24 protein-coding genes and 1 other annotated feature are annotated in these 26,358 nt (G+C 40.3%); of the genes, 3 read left to right on the top strand and 21 right to left on the bottom strand.

The genetic code is table 11. From position 1 onward, the window contains the following. Positions 1 to 10: 10 nt before the first annotated feature. From remA to FXW34_RS01030, 3 genes are all read right to left on the bottom strand, one after another. Positions 11 to 277 carry an extracellular matrix/biofilm regulator RemA gene (gene remA / locus FXW34_RS01040; RefSeq protein WP_147532021.1) on the bottom strand — a complete coding sequence of 89 codons (267 nt, stop codon included), beginning with the start codon at positions 275 to 277 and terminating at the stop codon, positions 11 to 13. A 59-nt stretch (positions 278 to 336) separates the two neighbouring features. Next, complete coding sequence (locus tag FXW34_RS01035) at positions 337 to 1,212, bottom strand: YicC/YloC family endoribonuclease (protein WP_147532019.1); 876 nt, start codon at positions 1,210 to 1,212, stop codon at positions 337 to 339. A gap of 120 nt (positions 1,213 to 1,332) precedes the next feature. Beyond that, positions 1,333 to 4,011, bottom strand: coding sequence for a calcium-translocating P-type ATPase, SERCA-type (locus tag FXW34_RS01030; protein ID WP_147532017.1), 2,679 nt, complete (start codon positions 4,009 to 4,011; stop codon positions 1,333 to 1,335). A gap of 257 nt (positions 4,012 to 4,268) precedes the next feature. Here FXW34_RS01030 and FXW34_RS01025 point away from each other — a divergent pair, with 257 nt between their 5' ends. The 3 genes from FXW34_RS01025 to FXW34_RS01015 all read left to right on the top strand — a co-directional run bounded on the left by FXW34_RS01025 (position 4,269) and on the right by FXW34_RS01015 (position 6,987). Then, positions 4,269 to 5,978 (top strand): Rqc2 family fibronectin-binding protein, encoded by a 1,710-nt coding sequence (locus tag FXW34_RS01025; protein WP_147532015.1) that lies wholly within the window; start codon positions 4,269 to 4,271, stop codon positions 5,976 to 5,978. A gap of 540 nt (positions 5,979 to 6,518) precedes the next feature. After that, positions 6,519 to 6,722, top strand: a complete 204-nt coding sequence (locus FXW34_RS01020; protein WP_147532013.1) for a hypothetical protein — start codon at positions 6,519 to 6,521, stop codon at positions 6,720 to 6,722. A gap of 13 nt (positions 6,723 to 6,735) precedes the next feature. Then, entirely contained in the window at positions 6,736 to 6,987 is a 252-nt protein-coding gene (locus FXW34_RS01015; RefSeq protein ID WP_147532011.1) for a sigma-G-dependent sporulation-specific acid-soluble spore protein CsgA, read from the top strand. A 161-nt stretch (positions 6,988 to 7,148) separates the two neighbouring features. On the opposite strand, the gene pyrE is transcribed toward FXW34_RS01015, so the two are convergent. From pyrE to FXW34_RS00925, 18 genes are all read right to left on the bottom strand, one after another. Beyond that, positions 7,149 to 7,781, bottom strand: a complete 633-nt coding sequence (pyrE, locus tag FXW34_RS01010; RefSeq protein WP_147532009.1) for an orotate phosphoribosyltransferase — start codon at positions 7,779 to 7,781, stop codon at positions 7,149 to 7,151. Next, entirely contained in the window at positions 7,778 to 8,497 is a 720-nt protein-coding gene (gene pyrF, locus FXW34_RS01005) for an orotidine-5'-phosphate decarboxylase (protein WP_147532002.1), read from the bottom strand. Before pyrF ends, pyrE begins: the two co-directional genes overlap by 4 nt. Continuing rightward, positions 8,469 to 9,413: a dihydroorotate dehydrogenase gene (locus tag FXW34_RS01000; RefSeq protein ID WP_147532000.1), complete on the bottom strand. Its 945-nt coding sequence runs from the start codon at positions 9,411 to 9,413 to the stop codon at positions 8,469 to 8,471. The genes pyrF and FXW34_RS01000 overlap by 29 nt, the downstream gene beginning before the upstream one ends. Continuing rightward, entirely contained in the window at positions 9,410 to 10,189 is a 780-nt protein-coding gene (locus tag FXW34_RS00995; RefSeq protein WP_147531998.1) for a dihydroorotate dehydrogenase electron transfer subunit, read from the bottom strand. The genes FXW34_RS01000 and FXW34_RS00995 overlap by 4 nt, the downstream gene beginning before the upstream one ends. Then, complete coding sequence (gene carB / locus FXW34_RS00990) at positions 10,186 to 13,395, bottom strand: carbamoyl-phosphate synthase large subunit (protein ID WP_147531996.1); 3,210 nt, start codon at positions 13,393 to 13,395, stop codon at positions 10,186 to 10,188. The genes FXW34_RS00995 and carB overlap by 4 nt, the downstream gene beginning before the upstream one ends. Next, positions 13,388 to 14,488 (bottom strand): carbamoyl phosphate synthase small subunit, encoded by a 1,101-nt coding sequence (locus tag FXW34_RS00985; RefSeq protein WP_147531994.1) that lies wholly within the window; start codon positions 14,486 to 14,488, stop codon positions 13,388 to 13,390. Before FXW34_RS00985 ends, carB begins: the two co-directional genes overlap by 8 nt. Beyond that, entirely contained in the window at positions 14,485 to 15,771 is a 1,287-nt protein-coding gene (locus FXW34_RS00980) for a dihydroorotase (RefSeq protein ID WP_147531992.1), read from the bottom strand. Before FXW34_RS00980 ends, FXW34_RS00985 begins: the two co-directional genes overlap by 4 nt. Continuing rightward, positions 15,734 to 16,672 (bottom strand): aspartate carbamoyltransferase catalytic subunit, encoded by a 939-nt coding sequence (locus tag FXW34_RS00975; protein WP_147531990.1) that lies wholly within the window; start codon positions 16,670 to 16,672, stop codon positions 15,734 to 15,736. The genes FXW34_RS00980 and FXW34_RS00975 overlap by 38 nt, the downstream gene beginning before the upstream one ends. A 181-nt stretch (positions 16,673 to 16,853) precedes the next feature. Beyond that, positions 16,854 to 18,152, bottom strand: a complete 1,299-nt coding sequence (locus FXW34_RS00970; protein WP_147531988.1) for a solute carrier family 23 protein — start codon at positions 18,150 to 18,152, stop codon at positions 16,854 to 16,856. A 138-nt stretch (positions 18,153 to 18,290) separates the two neighbouring features. Further along, positions 18,291 to 18,833 (bottom strand): bifunctional pyr operon transcriptional regulator/uracil phosphoribosyltransferase PyrR, encoded by a 543-nt coding sequence (gene pyrR / locus FXW34_RS00965; RefSeq protein ID WP_147531986.1) that lies wholly within the window; start codon positions 18,831 to 18,833, stop codon positions 18,291 to 18,293. A 244-nt stretch (positions 18,834 to 19,077) separates the two neighbouring features. Then, on the bottom strand, positions 19,078 to 19,989 hold the full coding sequence (locus FXW34_RS00960; RefSeq protein WP_147531984.1) for an RluA family pseudouridine synthase: 912 nt from the start codon (positions 19,987 to 19,989) through the stop codon (positions 19,078 to 19,080). A 4-nt stretch (positions 19,990 to 19,993) separates the two neighbouring features. Beyond that, on the bottom strand, positions 19,994 to 20,464 hold the full coding sequence (gene lspA, locus FXW34_RS00955; protein WP_147531982.1) for a signal peptidase II: 471 nt from the start codon (positions 20,462 to 20,464) through the stop codon (positions 19,994 to 19,996). Positions 20,465 to 20,538: 74 nt separating this feature from the next. Then, a complete protein-coding gene (locus FXW34_RS00950; RefSeq protein ID WP_147531980.1) occupies positions 20,539 to 20,829 on the bottom strand; it encodes a TraR/DksA family transcriptional regulator in 291 nt (96 codons plus the stop codon). A 32-nt stretch (positions 20,830 to 20,861) separates the two neighbouring features. After that, positions 20,862 to 21,395, bottom strand: coding sequence for a hypothetical protein (locus FXW34_RS00945; RefSeq protein WP_147531978.1), 534 nt, complete (start codon positions 21,393 to 21,395; stop codon positions 20,862 to 20,864). A gap of 96 nt (positions 21,396 to 21,491) precedes the next feature. Continuing rightward, positions 21,492 to 24,251: an isoleucine--tRNA ligase gene (gene ileS / locus FXW34_RS00940; RefSeq protein WP_147531976.1), complete on the bottom strand. Its 2,760-nt coding sequence runs from the start codon at positions 24,249 to 24,251 to the stop codon at positions 21,492 to 21,494. Positions 24,252 to 24,361: 110 nt separating this feature from the next. Beyond that, positions 24,362 to 24,599: a binding site (T-box leader), on the bottom strand. A 55-nt stretch (positions 24,600 to 24,654) separates the two neighbouring features. After that, positions 24,655 to 25,167, bottom strand: coding sequence for a DivIVA domain-containing protein (locus FXW34_RS00935; protein WP_147531974.1), 513 nt, complete (start codon positions 25,165 to 25,167; stop codon positions 24,655 to 24,657). An 81-nt stretch (positions 25,168 to 25,248) separates the two neighbouring features. Next, positions 25,249 to 26,022: a YlmH family RNA-binding protein gene (locus FXW34_RS00930; protein ID WP_147531971.1), complete on the bottom strand. Its 774-nt coding sequence runs from the start codon at positions 26,020 to 26,022 to the stop codon at positions 25,249 to 25,251. Positions 26,023 to 26,094: 72 nt separating this feature from the next. Continuing rightward, positions 26,095 to 26,358: a YggT family protein gene (locus FXW34_RS00925; protein ID WP_147531969.1), complete on the bottom strand. Its 264-nt coding sequence runs from the start codon at positions 26,356 to 26,358 to the stop codon at positions 26,095 to 26,097.

The following is a 26,358-nucleotide window of genomic DNA, read 5'->3' as shown; positions in this document are numbered from 1 at the left end:
TTAGTAAATCCTACCCTTCCTCAATGATTTCCTCACGGTTATTATTTAACCTTTGTGCCACTGTTTCAGGCTGAACAGCAGATAATATCACATGGTCACTATCCATAATCATCACAGCTCGAGTTCGTCTTCCGTAAGTTGCATCAATTAAGGATCCTCGATCGCGTGCATCTTGAATAATTCGCTTTATCGGTGCGGATTCAGGACTTACAATTGAAATAATTCTGTTTGCAGATACAATATTCCCAAACCCGATGTTAATTAATTGAATCCCCATGGTAATCCCCCTGTAGTTCTTTATCTATTTTTACCGCGAGACTTAGTCGCTAAACGGTTTTATTCGATATTTTGAACCTGTTCTTTGATTTTCTCTAACAAGCTCTTCATTTCGACTACTTCACCAGCAATCGTTGAATCGTTTGCCTTTGAACCAATCGTATTAACCTCACGATTCATTTCCTGAACAAGAAAATCAAGCTTCCGACCTACCGACTCTTTTAATAGTAATGTTTTTTGGAATTGTTGAATATGACTATTTAGTCTAGTCAGTTCTTCATTAATATCAACCTTTTCAGCAAAAATAGCAACCTCTGTGACAATTCTTGCTTCATCTATTTGTCCAGATAAATAATCCTGCATTCGCTTTGTAATGCGATCCTTGTATTGGTTAACAACAATCGGCGCATATTCCTTTAGCTGTATGGCACGACTATTTAGCTGGTTTAGATTATCAGAAATATCGTCTGCCAATGCCTCCCCTTCTGTTTGTCTCATTTGTTTGAGACTTAGGGCAGCTTCTTCGACAGCAGCAAGGACTAATGTTTCAAGCTCATCGTTTTCTTCATCACTCTCTTCAATCGTAATGAGTTCTTCGCGATTAACAAGCTCCTTTAAGGATATTTGCTCGTTTAGTCCATACTTCTCTTTAATTGCATTTATGTATTGATAATAATCGTCAAGCAGATTCCAATCAATTTGAACCTTGCGATTAACAACGGCTTCGCCAGTTAAGGTCACAAATACTTCGACCCTACCCCTTAGGATATAATCACTAAGCTTTTTTTTCAATTTATCTTCTATTTTTAAAAGAGTCCTTGGCATGCGAAAATAAAATTCACAAAACCGATGATTCACTGTTTTAATTTCTACTGTGACACTAAGACGCTCTGATTCCTTTTTACTACGACCAAAACCAGTCATGCTTACAATCATTATTACACATCCAATCTTATGAAGAAAATCAAAAATGCATGTGAATCAATAGAGTAAATATTGTTTTCAAAGAAAAAGGTAATAGAGTCCCCTCTATTACCCTGTGAATTATAACATACTTTATTTTGTTTTTCTTGCGAAAAATGAACCTGCCAGTAAAAAAGTTGGAATTGAGGATAATGCTGTAATTAATATCCAATCCTTGGCAATAATCGGAACTGTATGGAAAATTGGCTGTAAAGGCGGATAGTAAATAACAACAAACATTAATAACAGTGATGAAATAACCGCTAGCACTAAATATTTATTTCCAAAAGGATTCCGAGAAAAGACAGATTTTTCACTGCGACAATCAAATACATGGATTAATTGAGCCATAACAAGGGCAGCAAATGCCACGGTTTGGGCATAAGCAAGATCATCCGGATTCCGGTATGTGGTCATAAACGCAGCAAGTGTGACAACCCCAATCAGGAAACCTCTCGAAATGACCTTCCAGCCGAGTCCCCTTGCAAAAACGCCTTCCCGCGGACTTCGTGGTTTTCGCTTCATGACGTCACCCTCAGGCTGATCTAAGCCAAGCGCCATAGCAGGCAGACCATCGGTTACTAAATTGACCCAAAGAATTTGGATTGGCACAAGCGGCAATGGTAAGCCCATTAGCATCGCAAAAAGCATCACCAGAATTTCCCCAACATTTGATGCGAGTAAATATCGAACAAATTTCCGGATATTTTCGTATATGTTCCGTCCTTCTTTAATCGCTGTTTTTATCGTCGCAAAATTATCATCCAATAAAACAAGCGCTGATGCCTCTTTAGCAACATCAGTTCCAGTAATACCCATTGCAACCCCAATATCTGCCGCCTTAATTGCCGGTGCATCATTGACGCCGTCTCCAGTCATAGCGACGATATGGCCGCGGTTTTGCAGTGCCTTCACAATTTTCAGCTTATGCTCAGGCGATACACGCGCAAATACTGATACATCATCAACCACTTCCTCGAGCTCGTTTAATTCCATTTCAGATAATGCTTTACCATCAAGCACCTTACTTTTTCCAGTCAAAATGCCCAATTGCTTAGCGATTGCTTTTGCTGTGATGACATGGTCACCAGTTATCATGACCGTCTTAATTCCCGCTTCATTACATTCTTTGACAGCTTGTTTTACTTCCGGACGTGGCGGATCAATCATCCCTTGTAATCCGATAAAAATTAAATCCTTCTCAGCTTCATCCTCGTGCAATATAAGTGTATTGGGCGGAATCGGCTTAAAACCAATTGCAATCGTTCGGAGTGCTTGTGAGGCAAGCTCGTTAATTGCATTTTGCACGGTCGTTTTAGATTCTTCATTAATATACTGTGTTTTTTGATCCCAAAGGGCAGATTGACATTTTCCAAGAAGAACATCTGGTGCCCCTTTCGTCACAACAAAGTGTTTGCCCGCAGGATCTCTCACGACGACACTCATCATCTTTCGAGTAGAATCAAATGGGAATTCGTTAACAATTTCATATTGGTTTAGTAATTGCTTCCGTTCATAGCCCGCCTTCATCGCTGCTACTAACAGTGCTCCCTCTGTCGGATCACCATCTATGATAAATTCATCATTTTTTTTAGTGATTTCAGCATGATTACAAAGCATACCAAACATAAGTAATTGCTGAAGCTCTTTTTCGTGATCTAAACTGCAAGGCTGATGGCGAAAATAAAAATTCCCACGTGGTTCATAGCCAACTCCATCAACCGTCCACGTTTTTCCCCCACTCCATACATGAGTGACGGTCATTTTGTTTTGTGTCATTGTTCCGGTTTTATCAGAACAAATTACCGACGCACAACCAAGCGTTTCTACCGCTGGCAGCTTACGAACAATTGCATTTTTCTTAATCATCCGCTGTACCCCAAGACTTAGTGCAACGGTAACAATTGCTGGCAAACCTTCTGGAATCGCAGCAACCGCTAACGACACACCCGCTAAAAACATCGTGTAAAGGTCATGCCCCTGCATAACGCCTAGTGCGACTACTAATACTGTGAGTAAAAGGGCAGCAACAATTAATATTTTTCCAAGCTGCTCAAGCCGACGTTGCAGTGGTGTTTCCATCGTTTCTGCAGATTGAAGCAGGTCGGCGATTTGTCCCATCGCCGTTTTCATTCCGATAGCACAAACGACTCCAATTCCACTACCTCTTGTAACCATCGTGCCCATAAAGGCCATATTTTCCAAGTCACCAATTCCTAGATGTTCATTTGGATTTAAGGAATCGATATGTTTCTGAACAGGTAAAGACTCTCCTGTTAATGCTGATTCTTCAATCTCTAAACTCATCGCTTCTATTAATCTCACATCGGCACCTATTCGGTCACCGCTAGTAAATTTGATTAGGTCACCTGGCACTAATTCTTTGGATGGAATTTTAGTCCAATTACCGTTTCTGAGGGCAGTTACTTGAGGGGCGGACAGTTCCTTTAACGCCTGAAGCGATTTTTCAGCGCGACGTTCTTGGAAAAATCCTAAAAAGCCATTTACAATTACAATTGCAATGATGGCGATTGCATCGATATATTCCCCAAGTAACCCTGAAATCAGTGTGGCCGCAAGTAGCACTAGAACCATGAAGTCTTTAAATTGACTTAAAAAAAGAAGTAAGGCGGATTGCTTCTCCCCTTCTTCGAGTTCATTATAACCGTACTGTTTTCTCCTCTTTTTAACATCTTCTTCGGACAATCCTAAGGATAGGTCGGTATTTAATGCTTCCCCTACATCATTTCTACTCATCTCATGGAACTTCATCCGGCCATCTCACTTCCTCCTTATTTTGCATACACTGCTTATCTAAATAAAGCTTATTCAGCCTCGTCCAAAAAAATGATAGAATGTAGTAAGAAAAGCGGAGGAGGCTTGCCCAGGGGCGACAGGTACAAGACGAGCACTGCAGGAAATCCTGATTTCTGGAAGGGTTTGGCTTGTAACCCGAGCCCCTAGCCTCCGTAGCTAGACTGAGAAAAGCTCTCACTTGAGCGCTACATATAGTAAAGGATGTTATGACTATGTCTTTTGACGGATTATTTACGCGCGCCATGACAAATGAACTTTCCCAAGCGCTTAAAGGGGGAAGAATTAATAAAATCCAACAGCCATTTCCAAATGAATTACTGATGGTCATTCGTGCAAATGGGAAGAATCACCGACTCCTGCTGTCGATTCATCCAAGCTATGCCAGAGCACAACTAACGAATGAAAGCTATGAAAACCCCGCAGAACCACCGATGTTCTGCATGCTGATGCGTAAGCACCTCGAAGGGTTTATTTTAGAAGATATTCATCAGATTGAACTTGATCGGATCATTGTATTTGAGGTGAAAGGCCGCAATGAACTCGGTGACCTTTCCTATAAGCAGTTGATTGTAGAAATCATGGGTCGGCATAGCAACATCATTTTGGTCGATAAAGACCGGAAAATGATTCTAGACAGCATTAAGCATGTCTCATTTGCCGTTAACAGCCATCGAGCGATCTTGCCTGGGCAGCCGTATATTTTACCGCCACAACAGGATAAACAAAACCCATTTGGTCTTAATGAAGATGACATTTTACGTCGTTTGGACTTTAATGCCGGTAAACTAGATAAGCAGATTGTGACCAACTTTGCGGGTATATCGCCTCTAGTTGCCAAGGAGATTTTGCACCAAGCTGGACTAGCCAATCGGACCACACTGCCAAAAGCATTTTTGGCCATGCTTAATAAAATTTACAGACATGATTATTTACCAGCGATAACAGAAAACGGTGGCAAGGAAGCCTATTACTTATTCCCACTTGATTCACACGGGGGCGAAGCAAAAACATTCTCCACCTTAAGCGAAATGCTTGATCGGTACTATTTTGGCAAAGCGGTAAGAGACCGTGTGAAACAGCAAGCCACCGACTTATTGCGCTTCATTATTAATGAAAAAGATAAAAATGAAAAGAAAATTGGTAAATTGGAAGCGACCATTACCGAAGCCGAACGGGCAAATGAGTATCAGTTGTTTGGTGAATTGCTGACGGCCAATTTGTTTTCCGTAACGCGCGGCATGAAGGAAATTGAGGTCATCAATTATTATGATGAAACTGGAGCAACTGTGACGATTCCACTTGATCCGCAAAAAAATCCATCCGATAATGCACAACGTTATTTTAGTAAATATCAAAAAGCCAAAAACGCATTGGAGATTGTTCGCGAACAAATTGCTTTAGCACGCAATGAAGTGGCCTATTTTGATGCGCTCTTGTCCCAGGTTGAAACCGCCTCACCAAAGGATATTGAGGAAATTCGCGAGGAGTTAGTTGAGGGCGGCTACATCCGCGACCGACGCAAGCGTCAGGCAAAAAAATCAGTTAACGCGAAACCAGTCCTGGATTCGTACACAGCCTCAGATGGTACTGAAATTTTAGTTGGTAAAAATAATAAGCAAAACGATTATTTAACGAATAAACTGGCAGCACGTGATGATTTATGGTTCCACACAAAGGATATTCCCGGCTCTCATGTCGTGATTCGTTCGAAAGCACCATCTGAAGAAACGATTTTAGAGGCTGCTTCATTAGCTGCTTATTTTAGCAAAGCACGTGAATCAAGCTCGGTTCCAGTGGATTTTACCCTTGTGAGGCATGTAAAGAAACCTAGTGGTGCGAAACCTGGCTTTGTCATTTACGATCACCAACAAACCGTATATGTAACACCAAGTGAAGATATTGTGCTGAAATTGAAGAGATAAATTTTAGGCGCTGACATTGAGTCGGCGTTCTTTTTTTGGGGGGAGGAGATCTTTTTAGTATAGGACCAAACCGAACCTGAGCATAATGTGATATATTTGAGCATTTATCGTAAAAAATAAGCATAACGGGGTATAGGTGAGCAAATGGTGTTTTTTTCGAGCATACAAAATTTTACATCGAGCATAAATATTGAAAGGCCGAGCATAAATCTTCGAAAGTCGAGCATAAATTTCGAAAAGCCGAGCATAAGTTTTGAAAAATCGAGCATATCTTCTAATCAAAAAAATTACCTCATAATTATACGCTCAATATAGTTGAGGTTTTTTAAAAAATGAAAGAAAACAGCATAATAGCCTTCAGAAATAAACAAAAAAAATTGTATTTACTTCAGTGAAATCCAAAAACACACAGAATTTCTGGTAATTTCACTAATTTGTCACAACATTTCCTCTACAAGATTATTCTACGAAGCCACCATAAACCTCCAATACATAAATTTCAAACTTTCTCTGCACCCTATTCTTTAGGAGGTGGCAAAAGTGACACAACCACAACAGCCTGGTAATAACAAACTGCCCGAATTTAAAAACCTAACAGACAGAATAATTGCTGAAACGCCAAAAGGGCCATTTCTAGCCATCAAAACTAATCTCGACCCAAAGGATGCAACGGAAGACAATCCATATTATCAAAATAAGCAAAGCAAGAATGACAAATCATTTTTAGACTTTTTTGATGAGTAGGAGTAGATAAAGCATGGATAAAACCCTTGGTTACTTGCGAGAAACAATATCCAATTACACTGATCAATATTCGATTGGAAAAAGAATTTATAAAAAACTGGCTAGTCAGGCTTTCCAAAATGAAGAAGCGTTTGTACGAGTTCTTGATCAAGAAGAGATTGATTTTTTAGATAAAATTTTACCTGATGAAATCAATTATGCTAAGGAAGAGCAGGATGCAAAGCGGGCTCACGAACTAAATGAGGTCTATGAGTTACTATTCTAACTATTTAGGTTTAATCGCCGAAATTTTGATTTAATCGCCGATTTCTCCATTTAATCGCCAAAATCCCGATTTAATCGCCAAAAGCGAAATATAATCGCCCAAATTAAAAAGAGGATCAACCCCAAAAGGTTCATCCTCTTCACTATTTCAGCATCCATCAATTAAGCAAATTGCTTGCCCCATTCAGCTGGGTCAACGCGCCAAGCTGCTAGAGTTTGACGGTCTTCACCTTTAATATAGCCTTTTTCTTCAGCTACTTCAGATAACGTTGTGAAATCTGTTAATGAAACAGCTTTAACACCTGCTTCTTTAAGCATTTCTTCCCCTTTAGCAAGCTGGTATGTAAAGATTGACACAACTCCAAGCACTTCACAGCCTGCTTCACGTAATGCATCAACAGCGGTAATGACGCTGCCACCAGTGGAAATAAGGTCTTCAACAACAACAACCTTTTGTCCGGCTGCTACACGTCCCTCAATTTGATTGCCTTTTCCGTGTCCTTTTGGCTTTGAACGAACATAGCACATCGATAAATCTAGCAAATCACTTACCCAAGCAGCGTGTGGAATACCTGCTGTAGCTGTACCAGCGATTACCTCAACCCCTGCAAAATTTTCTTCAATTAAAGCTTTTAAGCCACCCGCAATTTCTTTGCGCACTGCAGGATAAGACAGAGTTAAGCGATTATCACAATAAATTGGTGAGCGTAAGCCAGATGCCCAAGTAAATGGATCATTCGGCTGAAGTGCCACCGCTTCGATTTCTAATAGTCTTTCAGCAATTTTACGTTTCATGTTAAACTAACTCCTTCCCAAGCTTCCTTGATGCGTTTGTAACTTGCAACAGGGTCACTAGCCTGTGTGATTGGTCGACCAACAACAATCGATGATACTCCCGCAAGTCTAGCAGTTTCCGGCGTTGCGATTCGTTTTTGGTCCTGTGTCGCATCAGAGCTTAAGCGAATTCCAGGGGTTACTGTTAAAAAGTCTGGACCAAGCTCAGAGCGGATTTTTCCGGCTTCCCACGTTGAGCAAACGACTCCATCCATTCCCGAACCTTGCGCCACACTGGCATAATGAAGCACTGATTCCTCAATTGATACTGGAATCAACTGCTCAGCACGCATTTGTTCCTCTGATGTGCTCGTTAACTGTGTAACCGCAATACAACGAGGGCGTACTAAACCACTTGGAGTACCAGCCTCCAAACCTGCGATGGCTGCTTTCATCATTTCACTGCCACCAGCTGCATGAACATTGACTAAATCAGCACCAAGTCGTGCTAGCCCCTTCATTGCTTTATGAACCGTATTTGGTATATCATGAAGCTTTAAATCTAGAAATACCTGATGATTTTTCTCTTTTAGCTCAGAAATGATCGCAGGTCCTTCTTGATAAAATAACTCCATTCCAACTTTTACAAATAAGGATTCTCCTTCAAACCGGTCAAGAAACTGGAATACTTCTTGCTTTGACGCAAAATCAAGAGCGATGATGAGCGAGTTTTTCATGGCGTCCCCAGCTCCTTCCCGTACATTCTGAAATGTGCTCATAGCCTAATTTTTTCAAAAGATCAGGTAACTCTTCAATAATGGTTGGACAAACAAATGGATCAACGAAGTTTGCTGTTCCGACTGCAACAGCGCTTGCTCCCGCATAGAAAAACTCGATGACATCTTCCGCTGAAGAAATTCCGCCCATTCCGATGATTGGAATCGATACGACTTGACTGACGTCATGGATCATTCGGATGGCAACCGGTTTAATTGCCGGACCCGATAAACCACCGGTACGATTAGCTAAAATCGGCTTTCCTGTTTTCAAATCAAGGCGCATGCCGAGCAAAGTATTTATCATTGTGATTCCGTCTGCACCACCCGCTTCAACAGCTCTGGCAATTTCAACGATATTCGTGACATTAGGTGATAATTTTACGTAAACCGGTACAGAGGAAACCTCTTTGACAAGTTTTGTTAACCGTTTTGCCGTTTCCGGACAGGTTCCAAAAGCAATTCCGCCAGTTTTAACGTTTGGGCATGAAATATTTAGCTCTAATGCATGAACATTTGGAGCTGTAGAAATTTTTCGTGCCACCTCAACATAATCCTCTTCCTTTGAACCAGCGACGTTAGCAATAATTGGCACAGAATAACGCTCAGCCAGCCATGGAAGCTCTTCGTTCATAACCTTCTCTAAACCGGGGTTTTGTAAGCCAATCGCATTGAGCATCCCTGCTTCAGTTTCAGCAACACGTGGTGTTGGGTTTCCAAAACGCGGCTCACTTGTAGTCGCCTTAATCATAATCGCACCCAATTTATCTAGATCAAACAACTGGGCGTACTCTTTTCCAAAGCCGAAGCATCCGGAAGCAGGTATCACAGGATTCTTTAATGATAAACCTGGCAATTCGATATTTAATGAACTCATATGACAACCTCCCCTGCTCGGAATACTGGACCATCTGTGCAAACCTTTTTATAGGAATGTCCCTCTGGGTTATCACCGGTATGGCAGACGCAAGCAAAGCACGCACCAATACCACAGCCCATTCGCTCTTCTAAAGACAAGAACACTTTTTTGTCATGAAAACCACTCTCGAGGGCCTTTAGCATTGGTTTTGGACCGCAAGCATAAAGAGTATCAAACTCCAAGCCTTCACCAGAAATAACATCAGTTACAAAGCCACGTGTTCCATGTGTTCCATCGACCGTTGCTACATATGTTGCCCCAAGCTCAGCAAATTTGTTTTCATAAAATACAACCGATTCAGTTTGGAAGCCAAGGACATGAATCACCTTGACTCCCTTCTTTACTAATTGCTTTGATAATTCATACAGTGGCGGAACGCCGATACCACCGCCAATTAATAGAGCCGTTTCACCAGCCTGAGTTTCCTCAACTGGAAAACCGTGCCCAAGTGGTCCAAGTACATCGACAGTATCTCCGCTTTTTTTCTGGGAAAGAAGCGTCGTACCCTTCGCTTCTTTCCGATAAATCATTGTAAATTGAGAGTTGTCTTTATCTATATTCGAAATACTAATGGGTCTTCTTAATAATGGATCAATTGCGTTTGTAACCTTTAACTGAACAAATTGCCCAGGCTCCTGCATTTCGAGCACCACTTCACCTTGTAACGTTAGTTCAAATACGTCTGCTGCGATTTCTTGTTGATTAATAACGGTACATTGCTCTTTTTTGATCACATTAAGACCGCCTTTCGCACCTCAGGAGCGCTTTCCATCGCTTCTGCAGAGAAGGTCATTGATTCAATCACTCGTAGAATAGCATCAGCAGTATCTAATGATGTTAAGCACGGCACCCCGTTCTCAACTGATTCACGACGAATGCGGAAGCCATCGCGTTCTGGTTGTTTTCCTCGAGTAAATGTGTTGATGACTAACTGTGCTTCACCTTTACGGATCACATCAAGGAGATTTGAATCACTCGCATCGATTTTTTCAACTACCATCACTGGAATGCTGTTTTCTTGTAAGTAAGTTGCTGTTCCACTAGTAGCTAATAGCTGATAGCCAATGGCAGCAAATCGTTTCGCAAGCTGTAATGCTTCTGCTTTATCTTTATCGGCAACAGTCAATAACACTGTTCCTGATTTTTTAATATTCATTTTTGCCGCTACAAAGCCTTTGTATAAAGCTTTTTCAAACGTTAAATCTTTACCCATTACTTCCCCAGTTGATTTCATTTCAGGTCCAAGCGTAATGTCAACACGACGAAGCTTTTCGAATGAGAAGACTGGTACTTTTACAAATACACCTTTCTTTTCTGGAACAAGGCCTGACTCATACCCTTGTTCAGCAAGGCTATGACCTAAAATTACTTTTGTCGCGATATTAGCCATCGGTACGTTCGTAATTTTACTTAAGAATGGCACAGTTCTACTTGAACGTGGGTTTACTTCAATTACGAATACATCTTCACCTGCAACCACGTATTGAATGTTTAGTAAGCCGATGATTCCTAAGCCTTTAGCCAATGTATCCGTATACTCAATCAATTTTGCCTTCACAGTATCAGTGATTCGTTGTGGCGGATAAACGGCGATGGAATCCCCTGAGTGGACTCCGGCGCGTTCGATGTGCTCCATAATCCCTGGAATCACTACATCCTTACCATCACAAATCGCGTCAACCTCGATTTCTTTTCCTGTTACATAACGGTCAATCAGAATTGGATCAGAGTTTTCTTTTACCGCATTCTTCATGTAAAATCTTAACTCATCTTCTTTATGAACGATTTCCATCGCTCTTCCACCTAAAACATAGGAAGGACGAACGAGCACTGGATAGCCAATTTCAGTTGCAACAGCAACAGCTTCTTCGACTGTTAAAGCCGTTTTTCCTTTTGGCTGTGGAATGCCAAGCTGTGAAAGAGCTGCTTCAAATTGATTTCGGTCTTCAGTTCGGTCAAGATTTTCTAAGGAAGTTCCTAAAATCTTCACGCCTCTTTCAACCAACTGGCCTGCTAGATTGATAGCTGTTTGACCACCGAATTGAACGATAACTCCAAGCGGCTTTTCTAAATCGATAATGTGCATTACATCTTCAATTGTCAGTGGCTCAAAGTATAATTTATCGGAAATACTGAAGTCAGTTGAAACTGTTTCAGGGTTGTTGTTAATGATAATGGCTTCATAGCCTGCCTCTTTAATCGCCCAAACTGCATGAACTGTTGAGTAGTCAAACTCAATTCCTTGACCGATACGAATCGGACCTGAACCTAACACGATGACACTTTCGCGCTCCGTTACAAGCGATTCATTTTCGTCCTCGTACGTTCCATAGAAATATGGTGTTTCTGATTCAAATTCAGCTGCACAAGTGTCGACTGTTTTATAGACAGGAACAATTCCTTGTTCTGTTCTCCAGTTGTAAACATCGATTTCCTTTGCATTCCATTTAGCTGCTAAAGTTTTATCAGAATAACCCATTTCCTTAGCTTGTCTTGCTACTTCAACATCGTACGCATTTTGTTCAACAACAGCGTCAAATTTGATAATTCCTTCAAATTTCTTAAGGAAAAATAAATCAATTTTAGACCATTCATGAATTGTTTCAATCGTTACACCACGTTTTAATGCTTCAGCGATGTAGAATAAGCGCTCATCGCCTGCTTTCTTAATCCGTTTTTCGATTAAACCATCATCAACTTGATCTGCTTCTTTAAGCTCGAAATGGTAAATTTTTGCCTCAAGTGAACGAATAGCCTTTAATAGCGATTCCTCAAAGGTACGACCAATTGCCATGACCTCACCAGTAGCTTTCATTTGCGTACCTAAAAGTCGGTTTGCTGATTCAAATTTATCAAATGGCCAGCGTGGGATTTTCGTAACGATATAATCAAGTGCTGGTTCAAAGCATGCATAAGTTTTTCCAGTTACAGGGTTCATCATTTCATCAAGCGTTAAGCCAACAGCAATTTTTGCAGCAAGCTTAGCAATTGGGTAGCCAGTTGCTTTTGATGCTAGTGCTGATGAACGGCTTACACGTGGGTTAACTTCAATGATGTAGTAGTTAAAGCTGTCTGGGTCAAGCGCTAGTTGAACGTTACAACCACCCTCGATTCCTAACGCACGAATGATTTTTAACGATACATTTCTTAATAATTGATATTCGCGATCACTTAAGGTTTGGCTTGGTGCCACAACGATTGAGTCGCCTGTATGAATACCAACCGGGTCGATGTTTTCCATGTTACACACAACAATCGCACTGTCGTTGGCATCGCGCATTACTTCATATTCGATTTCCTTAAACCCAGCAATACTTTTCTCAAGTAAACATTGGTTAACTGGACTATTTTTTAAACCGCTTGTTACGATTTCGATTAATTCTGCTTCGTTATGGCAAATACCTCCACCTGTACCACCTAATGTGTAAGCAGGACGAACGATGATAGGATAGCCAACTTCACCAACAAAACGATAGGCTTCCTCTAAAGTATGGACGATATCACTTTCTGGAACTGGCTCACCTAGCTCATTCATTAAATCTCTGAACAGCTCCCGGTCTTCTGCTTGCTTAATCGCAGATAGCTTAGTTCCTAATATTTCGACATTTAATTCTTCAAGAATCCCAGACTCTGCTAATTCAACTGCAAGGTTTAAACCTGTTTGGCCTCCTAATGTCGGTACAAGTGCGTCTGGACGTTCTTTACGGATAACTCGTGAAATAAATTCAACTGTTAACGGCTCAATGTATACTGCATCGGCAATTTCTGTATCAGTCATAATCGTTGCAGGGTTTGAGTTTACAAGAATAACACGATAGCCTTCTTCTTTCAGTGCCATACATGCTTGAGTTCCCGCATAGTCAAATTCAGCGGCTTGACCGATGATAATCGGACCTGACCCAATTACTAAAATACTATTAATATCGGTACGTTTAGGCATTATTTAGCACTCTCCCGTTCTCTTGTTTGTGTTCTTCTACCATATTTAAGAAACGATCAAATAATCCGTTTGTATCTTCCGGTCCAGGTGAAGCTTCTGGATGGAATTGGACAGTGAATGCTGGATATTGTGTATGCTTTAAGCCTTCTACTGTGCCATCATTTAAGGCAATATGGGTTACTTCAAGGTTGGTTCCAGCAATTGATGCATCTTCAACTGTATAACCATGGTTTTGCGAAGTTAATGAAACCTTGCCTGTTGCTAAATCTTTTACAGGGTGGTTAGATCCACGGTGACCGAACTTCATTTTTTCTGTATTGGCACCACATGATAAAGCGAATAGTTGGTGTCCTAGGCAAATTCCGAATAATGGAACTTTTCCGATTAGACCCGCAATCATTTCTTTTGCTTCTGGAACGCTTTTTGGATCCCCAGGTCCGTTGGAAAGCATCACTCCATCAGGACTTAATTGTAGTATTTGCTCTGCTGTGAAGTGGTAAGGAACAACAATTACATCACAGTCACGTTGGTTAAGCTCACGTAAAATTCCATGTTTCATACCAAAATCAACAAGGACAACACGGTTGCCACGCCCTGGACTAGCATATGGTGTAACAGTCGAGACCTGTTTCACCTGATCCGTTTCTAACGGCTTTTCTCTTAACATTTCGACAACTTTTGACGCATCTTCTTCTATGCTGCAGATGGCACCTTTTAATGTACCGTGGTTACGGATGATTCTAGTCAATTTTCTCGTATCAATCCCTGCGATTCCTGGGATTTTTTTAATTTTGAAATATTCGTCTAGCGATAATTCATTCCGCCAGTTTGATGGAAAATCACAAACTTCCTTCACAATAAAACCTTTAATCGCTGGTTGAATCGATTCAAAATCATCACGGTTAATCCCATAGTTACCAATTAACGGATATGTTAGGGTAACGATTTGACCGCAATAAGATGGATCAGACAATATTTCCTGATAACCGGTCATCCCGGTATTGAAAACGACCTCTCCGATTGTATCTACTTCACTACCAAATCCTTCACCGACCATGATCGTTCCGTCTTCGAGTATCAATTGCCTTTTCATATATCGACTCTCTCCTTTTTCCATACGATTTTTCCTGCGACGATTGTAAGCACTGGCCAGCCTTTACATTCCCAGCCATCAAAAGGTGTATTTTTTCCTTTAGAAAGAAACTTGCTTGAATCAATTGCTTCCTTGTGTTGTAAATCGAGAAGTACAAGGTCAGCTGCGGCTCCAGCTTCAATTTTTCCAAAAGGAAGCTTGAAGGTTTCTGCCGGCTTTATCGTTAAGTAATCTATTAATTGTTTTAGCGTAATGATTCCTTTTTCTACAAAATGTGTATATAAAAGCGGGAAGGCAGTTTCTAAGCCAACAATTCCGAATGGAGCCAGCTGCATTCCTGCACTTTTTTCCTCAGCAGTATGTGGAGCGTGATCAGTTGCGATAAAATCAATCGTTCCATCAAGCAACCCTTCGATAAGCGCCTTTTTATCTTCACTTCCACGAAGTGGCGGATTCATTTTGTAATTCGTATCTAAGCCTGGGATATCTTCATCACATAGTAATAAGTGATGTGGTGTTACTTCTGCTGTTACTTTAATTCCAGCTCGCTTTGCGTCTCTTACTGCGCGAACAGAACCCTTTGTACTGATATGGCATACATGATAGTGACAATCAGCTGCTTCAGCTAACAGCACGTCGCGTGCGATTTGTACGGATTCACACACTGACGGAATTCCGTTTAAAGAGTTAGCTTTTGAAAATTCACCTTCATGGACACAACCTTTATTAATTAATGAGTTGTCTTCGCAATGAGCGACAATCGCCATGTCTAAAGCGGCAGCATTTTTCATTGCTTGAAGCATCATGCTAGCTTCTTGAATTCCGACGCCATCATCAGTGAAGGCAAATGCACCAGCTTCTTTTAATTCTTCAAAATTGGTTAATTCTTGACCAAGCTCTCTCACTGTAATCGAAGCATATGGCAGCACACGAACCGCTGCTGTTTCGCTAATACGTTGATTTAATGCTTGTAGCTGTTCCTTTGAATCTGGAACAGGTCTTGTATTTGGCATGGCTGCAACCGTTGTAAAACCGCCTTTAGCTGCTGCCATCGTTCCGGTAGCGATTGTTTCCTTCTTTTCTCCACCTGGCTCACGAAGATGGACGTGAACATCGATAAAACCTGGAGCGACCAAGAGCCCATTTGCATCGATGATTTCATCAGCCTCGCGATTGATGTCTTGATTTACTTCAATAATTTCCCCTTTGTCAATAAACAAGTCTACTTTTGTTAATTCACCTGTCTCAGTAAGTAACTGACCATTTTTGATTATGTACGACATTTTCACTACCCCCTTGTGATGATTCTAAAACTCGCTTGAGCACCGCCATTCTGACAAAGACCCCATTTTGCATTTGCTTAAAGATTCTTGAACGCTTCCCTTCAACTAAGCAATCTGCTATTTCGACGCCTCGATTAACCGGTGCTGGATGCATGATGATACTACCCTGCTTCATCGTTTGTTCTCTTTCAACGGTTAAGCCATATTGACGATGATACTCATCTAAATCAGCTGTTTCCGACCCATTATGACGTTCATGTTGAATTCTAAGCAACATTACGACATCTGCTGTCGAAATTGCGCGGTCTATCGGTTCCATTATACACCCTTGTGGCATTTCTTCATCAAACCAAGCCTCAGGTCCTGAAAAAACTACCTGTGCCCCGAGACGAACAAGTGCGTCAGCGTTGGAGCGTGCAACGCGACTATGGCGAATATCACCAATGATGGCAACCTTTAAGCCCTCAAATCGACCAAACTCTTGCTGGATGGTTAATAGATCTAGTAATGATTGGGTAGGATGGTGGCCACAACCATCGCCTGCATTAACAATCGCTAACTTGAATTTATCCTTTAATTCATCAAAATAATTATCGTGTTCATGTCGGATTACGACAGCGTCCAAACCAATTGATTCTAACGTTTTGACTGTGTCATACAAAGTCTCTCCCTTTAGAACACTTGAGCGACCTGTTTCAAACGGAATGACTTGTAACCCTAATTTTCTTTCAGCCATTTCAAAGCTTGTTTTTGTTCTTGTGCTTGGTTCGAAAAACAAATTGGCAACATAGGTTGGCTTTTCAGGTGTCCATTGTTCGCCTTGGGCAAAGCGCTGTGCATCTATCAAGATTGTTTTAATATCTTCGGTTGAAAGCTCCGTAGTTTTAAGTAAATCAGTCATTTACTCCCATCTCCTTGGTGGAATTTTCTTCCTTATTTTTTTAAAAAAGACACCCAGAATACAAATCATCTGGGTGTCAAAATGAACTCGTTAAGGTTTGGAAAAAGGCATACTAGTGCACATTTTCCAATCATTTTGTTTATCACCCTTGTAAGTCTCTCTGGACTTAATTAAAAGGTACTTACGAAATGGCTTCGTTAGATTCTGTTTCAAACATATCATCTTTTACTGGTTCTCGACCAGGTAGGATCAGATTGAGTAGCACTCCAATGATGGCTGCAAGTGCCATTCCTTGAATTTGGAAGTCGTCACTAATTTTGATGAATGCTCCACCTATTCCAATTACAAGTATAACAGACGATATCATCAAATTACGATTATTACCAAAATCTACTTTACTATCAACAAGCATTCTTAAACCTGATGAAGCGATTATACCAAACAGGAGAATCGATACTCCGCCCATTACTGGCGTTGGAATCGTCGATATTAATGCAGTGATTTTACCAACAAACCCGAAGATTGTCGCAATGACCGCAGCACCTGCTAATACATAGACACTATAAACTTTAGTGATGGCAAGGACACCAATATTTTCACCATAGGTGGTTTTCGGTGGTCCACCAATTAAACCAGAAATCATTGTTGCCATTCCGTCTCCTAAAATGGAGCGGTGTAAGCCAGGATTTTTTATATAATCACGACCAACTACCTTACTTAACACAAGCTGATGTCCAATGTGTTCTGATAAAGTAACGATTGCTACTGGAACCATCAAGAGAATAAGTTCAGCTGTTACTTTTACTTTATAATCAACAAATGGGAAGATAAAGTCTGGCATTTCAAACCATTTAGCTTGTTGTACCGGAGAAAAATCAACCACTCCAACAGCTAGAGCATAGATGTAGCCTACTACAATTCCGAATAAAATCGGGATTAGACTTAACATCCCTTTCATATATATTGAACAAATAATTGTTGCTGCTAATGTTACAAGGGCAATCGAGAAGTGCAATAAACTGTAATCTCCATCAGGGTTATTCATTGCCATTCCTACGGCAGTTCCTGATAGAGCAAGACCAATGACGATTATAATCGGTCCTACTACCACTGGTGGAAGTAAATTCATTATCCAGCGATAGCCAAGTTTTTTGATTACGAGAGCGACCATACCGTAGACCAAGCCGGCCAAGAAGGTCCCTATCATCGCAGCGCCAGGACCACCACTTGCTTTAGCAGCAATGACTGGTGCGATGAATGCAAAAGAAGATCCGAGATAAGCTGGTACTTGCCATTTTGTAATGATGAGAAAGGCAAGCGTACCTAAACCACTTGAGATGAGGGCAATCGATGGACTTAATCCGACTAAATACGGAACAAGGATGGTTGCGCCAAACATCGCAAATAAGTGCTGGAGACTAAGTGTTAACCATTTTCCGGGTGTGGGTACTTCGTTGATATCTAATGCTGGTTTACTCATGTTTCTACCTCTCCTTTATGAAATAACCCTCTCTTGCCTTGGGCAAAAGAGGGTTATGAAAGCGTTGGCGAAACACATTGTTGTGGTTTGCCCTCCCCCCTTTTGCCAGCCTCACAGGACTGCATTTAAAAGGGTTATTTATTTGTCATATATACTTACTTGGTCATTCTCATCTACTTCTGTTAATTCGACAACGATTTTTTCGGAACTAGAGGTTGGAATATTTTTCCCAACATAATCTGCTCTGATTGGCAGTTCGCGATGACCTCTGTCCACTAATACCGCCAGCTGGACGGCTGCTGGTCTGCCAAGGTCAATCACTGCGTCAATCGCAGCTCTGACTGTTCTCCCCGTGAATAATACATCATCTACTAAAATCACAATTTGATTGTTGATATCAATCGGGATATTGTTGCCCTTTACAACTGGTTCTTGATCTACTGTTATTTTAGTCAAATCATCTCGATATAATGTAATATCAATTTCACCGACCGGTACCTTTGTACCTTCGATTTGTTCAATTCTGGCACTTAAGCGGTCTGCTAAGTAAATTCCTCTAGTACGAATTCCAACTAATATGCAGTTTTTTATTCCTTTATTTCTTTCAATAATTTCATGGGCTATTCTTGTTAGTGCGCGCCGTATTGCTTGTTCATCTAATACAATCGCTTTTTGGCTCATGGTGTTGTGCCCTCCTCTCTGAAAGATTTAAATAAAAGCAGAAGCGCCTTGGCGCTGGAGCTGGAGCTGGATAAACCAAAAACCCTCTCGCCGAGTTAGCGAGAGGGTGTGCGTACACAAAGAGTACTCTTGAGGATTTCTACACAAAAATCCCCCAAAAGATATCCGTTTCCTTCTCAGCCTCACGGGACTGTATTAAAGGTTCTATTAACTATTGCTATCTTAAAATAAGAGTCGATTTTTGTCAACGATTATTTCGCAGTTGTTCCAATACGGACATAAAATCAGACGGAAGCGGTGCTTCAAATTGTAGGTATTCATTTGTACGTGGATGGTTAAAACCCAATATGCCTGCATGAAGAGCCTGACCGTTAATATCAAGAGTTTTCTTCGGACCATATTTTGGGTCTCCAACTAAAGGATAGCCAATATATTTCATGTGAACACGAATTTGATGTGTTCTTCCAGTTTCGAGCTGACATTCAATTAACGTAAACTCACCGAGTCGCTCTAATACTTCAAAATGCGTAACAGCATTCTTGCCGTTATCTACTACTGTCATGCTCTGGCGATCTTTTGGATCACGTCCTAACGGTGCATCAACAGTTCCGTAATCATGAGGTATATTTCCATGAACAATTGCCTTATATTTTCGAACGACAGTCTTATTTACTAATTGATTGACCAAGCTTTCATGAGCTAAATCATTTTTTGCAACCATGAGTAGCCCTGATGTATCCTTATCAATTCTATGCACAATCCCTGGTCTGAGAACACCATTTATTCCTGATAGATCCTTGCAATGAGCCATCAACCCGTTTACAAGTGTCCCACTTAAGTGTCCTGGTGCTGGATGAACCACCATTCCTTTAGGCTTGTTAACGACTAATACATCTGAATCTTCATAATAAATATCTAAATCCATTTCTTCCGCTTCAACATCCAAACTTTCAGGTTCAGGAATATTAACAACTAATTCATCACCGATATGACACTTATAATTTGTTTTCACACCTGTGCCATTAACGAGAATATGTCCCTCTTTAATCCACTGTTGAACCTGTGTTCGTGACCATTCATTATTTAAGCCAGAAATTACTTTATCAATCCGATCATTTTTCTGTTCCTCTGGGACTGTATACGCTAAACTTTCCATTAAATTACTCCTCTTTTGCTCTCTTTAATTCCCGCTCTTCAAGAAACATTTGAATCATCAGCAAAATAACACCGATTACCAAAGCAGAATCCGCAATGTTAAATACTGGGAAATCATAGCCAAATATGTAGGTATTAATAAAATCAACGACCTCTTTACGGAAAACTCGGTCAATGAAATTCCCTATTGCTCCACCAAGCATTAATCCAAGTGAAACACCTGCTAGCCATTTATCTTTTACAACCTTTTGGATATAAAAAACAATACCTATAATCACAATTACCGTAATAACATAAAAGAACCACATTTGTCCTTGTAAAATTCCCCATGCTGCGCCTCTATTCCGATGAGAGGTAATATAAAGAAAATTTTCGATAATCTGTATGCTTTCACCAAGCTCTAGATTTTTAACAATCAACCACTTGGTTAGTTGATCAAGAATAATGACAAATAAAGCTATTATGTAATAAAACACAAAGGCAACCTCCAACTCTCGACAAATCTATACCTTTGCATTTTAGCATACTCCAGACAAAAACGATATTTTTTTCAAATTGTGTTAATTGGTTTTCGAAAAAAACTGTTTAACCCTTCAATATCCTTTAATGACTTAATTGTCGGCATGATTTTAAGAACCTCTGCTGGAATCATTTCTCCGGACATTTCACAAATTCCATACTGTCCTGTTTTTATTTTTACCATCGTTGCCTCTATATCATTCAATTCTTCCTTTAAGATTTCTTGAATTTCATTTGAACCATTACTGCTTTCCATTCTTTTTAATAATTCTTCGCTGGTTGTACGGAGTTCGGTATAAAGCTTTGCTAATTTCGCTTCCATCTCTATCCCTCCGATTGGTTCATTTGACTTTATTATGACCGGATTGTATTTTCAGTAACATTTAAACTATTGTCAAATGCCACAAGTATTAGTGGAAGTGGAAATCGATGGATGCGATTTTTGTGGAGGTCGATGACGGACGATGAGTAGTGGGAATTTTCCTTTTTGTATTTACCTAGCGCGTCTTTTGGGGCTCTAGGGTAATTCAAATCACTTTTGTATTTACCTAGCGCGTCTTTTTTGGCTCTAGGGTAATTCAAATCACTTTTGTATTTACCTAGCGCGTCTTTTGGGGCTCTAGGGTAATTCAAATCCTTTTTGTATTTACCTAGCGCGTCTTTTGGGGCTCTAGGGTAATTCAAATCCTTTTTGTATTTACCTAGCGACTCTTTTTTGGCTCTAGGGTAATTCAAATCACTTTTGTATTTACCTAGCGGCTCTTTTTTGGCTCTAGGGTAATTCAAATCACTTTTGTATTTACCTAGCGACTCTTTTTTGGCTCTAGGGTAATTCAAATCCTTTTTGTATTTACCTAGCGACTCTTTTTTGGCTCTAGGGTAATTCAAATCACTTTTTCATTACCCTAGCTCACTTTTCTCGATCTCTTGGGTAATGAAAAAAGGGCTAACCAAAAACGGTTAGCCACAATCAAAACACATTTCTTAATAATTTTCTTTTACCACTGTTGCACAGCGAGGGCAAAGCGTTGGGTGGTCACTATCCTGACCGACTTCAGTCGTAACTGTCCAGCAACGTTCACAAGTTTCGCCTTCCGCTTTTGTGACCACAATCGCCGCATTGTCTAGCTTCACAGCATTTTCTGGTGCATCTCCATACGTGCCAGCCACTTCGAAGCCTGATACAATAAAGAGCTGCATCAAATTCTCATCAATAGAATCGAGCAATTCTCTTGTTGCTTCATTAACATAAAGCGTTACTTTAGCTGTTAAAGATTTTCCAATTACCTTTTCATTACGAGCTTCCTCTAACGCTTTTAACACATCATCACGAAGCTTCATAAATAATGTCCATTTTTCCTCAAGCTTGCTTGCATTTGGAAGCTCCTGGTATTCAGGAAGATCCGTTAATTGGACACTCACTTCTGTCGCAGTTGGAATATAACCCCAAACCTCATCAGCAGTATGAGGGAGAATTGGCGTTACTAGCTTCACTAAGGCGATTAAGCTTTCATGAAGTACAGTTTGAATGGCGCGACGCTCATGATTATTACTTGTTTCGATATATAGTACGTCTTTTGCGAAATCTAAATAGAATGAGCTTAAGTCTAATGTACAGAAATTATTAACTGCATGGTAGATAGTTGCAAATTCATAATTTTCATAAGAATCGCGAACAGTTTTAATCACTTTATTTAATTTGACCAACATAAATTGATCCACTTCGCGAAGCTCCTCGAACGCAACCGCATCTGTCTCAGCATTGAAATCAGCAAGATTTCCAAGCAAGAAACGGAATGTGTTACGGATTTTACGGTAAACTTCGGCAACCTGTTTAAGAATTGCATCAGATACGCGAACATCTGCCTGATAATCAACAGAAGCAACCCATAAACGCAGGATATCGGCACCAAGCTGTTGCATTACCTTTGCTGGTACAACAACGTTTCCGATTGATTTACTCATTTTTCTACCTTCACCGTCAAGAGCAAAGCCGTGGCTCAATACACCTTTATATGGAGCTTTACCAGTAACCGCAACACCAGTTGATAATGATGAGTTAAACCAGCCACGATATTGGTCAGATCCTTCTAAGTAAAGATCGGCCGGACGTTGCAAGTCATCACGCTCTTCTAAAACTGCTTGGTGAGATGAACCTGAGTCAAACCAAACATCCATGATATCCGTTTCTTTCGTAAATTCACCGTTCGGGCTACCTGGATGAGTAAAGCCTTCTGGAAGCAAGTCCTTAGCTTCACGCTCAAACCAAATATTTGAACCATGTTCACGGAACATTGCAGATACATGTGCAATCGTTTCATCCGTAATGATTGCGTCACCATTTTCAGCATAGAATACAGGAATTGGTACACCCCATGCACGTTGACGTGAAATACACCAATCGCCACGATCACGTACCATATTGAATAGACGAGTTTCGCCCCATTCAGGTACCCATTTTGTTTCCTTTACCGCTTCAAGGAGCTCATTGCGGAAATCCTTAATTGAAGCAAACCATTGGGCAGTTGCTCTAAAGATAACCGGTTTTTTAGTTCTCCAATCATGCGGATAAGAGTGTGTGATAAATGAAAGCTTTAATAATGCACCATTTTCTTCAAGCTTTTCAGTGATTGGCTTATTAGCATTTTCGTAAAATAAACCTTCAAATCCAGGCGCTTCATGAGTCATGTGTCCTTTATCATCTACTGGATTCAAGACATCAAGACCATATTTTTGCCCAACGTGGAAGTCATCTTCCCCGTGGCCTGGTGCAGTGTGAACACAGCCAGTACCGGCATCAGTTGTTACATGCTCACCAAGCATAACAAGAGATTCACGACCATAAATTGGATGAAGTGCAACAACATATTCAAGCTCGCTACCCTTCACTTTATTAACAACATTTGGGTTTTCCCAGCCAATTTCATTAGTTACTGACTCTAATAAAGCTTCTGCCACAACAAATTTATTTCCGTCTACTTCAACAACTACATAAGTTAAGTCAGGGTGAACGGAGATACCAAGGTTAGCTGGAATCGTCCAAGGAGTTGTTGTCCAGATGACGATTTTTGTATCGCTATCCAAGACACCCTTTCCGTCCTTCACATTAAACGCCACATAAATGGAAGCAGAGCGCTTATCTTGATATTCAATTTCAGCTTCAGCAAGTGCTGACTCACTGGATGGAGACCAATAAACTGGCTTAAGACCTTTGTAAATATAGCCTTTCTTTGCCATTTCACCAAACACTTTAATTTGCTGAGCTTCGTATTCTGGCTTAAGTGTGATGTATGGATTTTCCCAATCACCGCGTACACCTAGACGTTTAAATTGACCGCGTTGGTTTTCGATTTGCTCATATGCATATTTCTCACAAAGCTTACGGAATTCAGCGATGCTCATTTCCTTCCGTTTTACGCCTTTATTTGTTAATGCTTGCTCAATTGGTAAACCATGCGTATCCCAACCAGGTACATATGGGGCTTGGAAACCGCTCATTGATTTATAGCGTACGATGAAATCTTTAAGGATTTTGTTTAAAGCGTGGCCCATGTGGATATCGCCGTTTGCATATGGCGGTCCGTCATGAAGAACAAACATCGGTCTGCCTTTTGTTCGTTCTTGTACCATTTTGTAAATATTCATTTCTTCCCACTTTGCCTGCATGTCTGGTTCGCGCTTTGGAAGGTTTCCACGCATTGGGAACTCAGTTTGCGGCATTAATAATGTATCTTTATACTCCATTTCTTTTCCTCCTATGGAATGTTATTTATATAGACTTTTTGAGTGATTCGCATTCCAAATAACGGTACCATTAATAAAAATAAACATAAAAAAACCTTCTCATCCCACAAAAAAGGGACGAGAAGGTTTCCCGCGGTACCACCCTAATTGACAGAGCAAAATGCTTCTGTCCACTAGTTATTCGTAACGTGAATATACGCCATAGCTTACTTAGACTATCCTTAAATAGCGTTCAACTTGGAACTCAAGGGTGATTTTTCGAATTTTCAACTTTCCCGGGCTTTCACCGCCCCCGGTTCGCTTTTAAAAGTTATTGAAAAAACGTACTGTCCCTATCATCGTCAAAAATTATTAACATTCTTTTGTGATGACATTATATGCGATTTGCCTTTCGTTCGTCAAGTTACGCTAAAGAATCTTCTTCTGCAGCTTTTAATTCAGATGCATCTAATTCGTATTGTAATAAATGATCCCAATCGTCATTTTTTAATAAATCAAGCTGCGCTTCAATTAGCATTTTAAAACGAGTACGGAAAACTTTAGATTGTTTTTTCAAATCTTCTATTTCCAAGGCAATTTTTCTTGCCTTTGTTAAAGATTCGTTTACAATACGATCAGCATTTTTTTCTGCTTCTTTAATAATGAGCTTTGCTTCCTTTTGCGCATTACGTCTAACTTCCTCGCCCGCTTCCTGCGCAATCACAATCGATTTATTTAAGGTCTCTTCAATGCTTGAAAAGTGACCTAGTCTCTCAGTTTGATCCTTTAATCTTTCTTCTAATTCCTTCTTTTCTCGGATTAATAATTCATAATCTTTGATAACTTGATCAAGGAATTCGTTTACTTCATCTTCATCATAGCCTCGAAATCCCTTGCTGAATTCCTTATTGTGTATATCTAACGGTGTTAACGGCATAACGCCACCTCCAAATCAAGACTCGTATGTATATTCAAATATTCGACAGTACCCTTTATATTCCTTCTTTATAAACGAAATTTATTTTAGTAGTTTCGCTAAAATTCGCCATTTGTCCTTTTTTGTTTTTCCTTCGATTGCAGAAATCTTAACTCGACCATAGCCTCTTACCGACAATGTATCCCCTTCACCACATTCAAACGATACAGATTCAACAATTGTCCAGTTTACTTTAACTAAACCTTGGCTTATTAAAACTTGAGCTTTTTGGCGAGAAATATGATAGATGGAAGACACTAAAGTATCCAAGCGTAGTGATGAACTGGTAATTGAAAGTTCTTGCCAATTCTCATCCACCATCAAGGCGTTTTCTAACGGAATTTCCTTTAGTCGAACTTGTGCCCTGCCAATCGATTTTAATTCCATCTCAATGTAATCACGAATTTCCATTGTCGCGAAAAATTGGACAGTGCTTCCGTGAAATAAAATATCCCCAAACTTACTCCGTTTTAGTCCTAACGACATTAATGAGCCCAATACTTGGCGGTGCTCAATTGTTACAAATTTTGAAGGATATTCGATTTCATAAAGAGAGATCTTGAATTCATCGTTAGTAGCCTGAAAATAGTCAGGAGCAAGAATGGCCCGTTTCCGTTCACTATTTTCCACTCCACCAAAGAATGAAATGAGGACATCCCCATGCTCCCCAATGATTGTTTTGGCAATTTGCTGTTCACGCGGGTCTAGAAAGTCGGTTAGCTTTGGAGAATAGGAAGCTTCCACATAGCCCTTCCAATCGATAATAGTATCGATAAAGCCGCGCTCTTCCGGTCGAAAATGCTGATAAATATTCATGAAAGCACCCTTCATCATGTTACTTATGAAGCAATGAAAAAAGGCTCTGCTCAATAAGGAGAGCCTTTGTCTTTATGCTAACCAAGCAAATAATTGATATAATCCACTTGTTGCAAATCGGAGTACGAGAATAGCAACGATTGGTGAAATATCAATCATTCCTAGCGGTGGAATAATCCGACGGAACGGCTCTAGGTATGGCTCACAAATATTTGTTAAAAAACGGCCAAACCCTGATTCACGTGCATTAGGAAACCACGACAATAAAATATAAATTATCAATGCCCAAGAATATATTTGAATAATCTGGACTAATACCTCAAATACAAAACTCAT

This window comes from Bacillus marasmi, assembly GCF_902168435.1.
Lineage (GTDB): Bacteria > Bacillota > Bacilli > Bacillales > Cytobacillaceae > Bacillus_BU > Bacillus_BU marasmi.
This window is presented reverse-complemented; position numbering and strand designations above follow the sequence as displayed.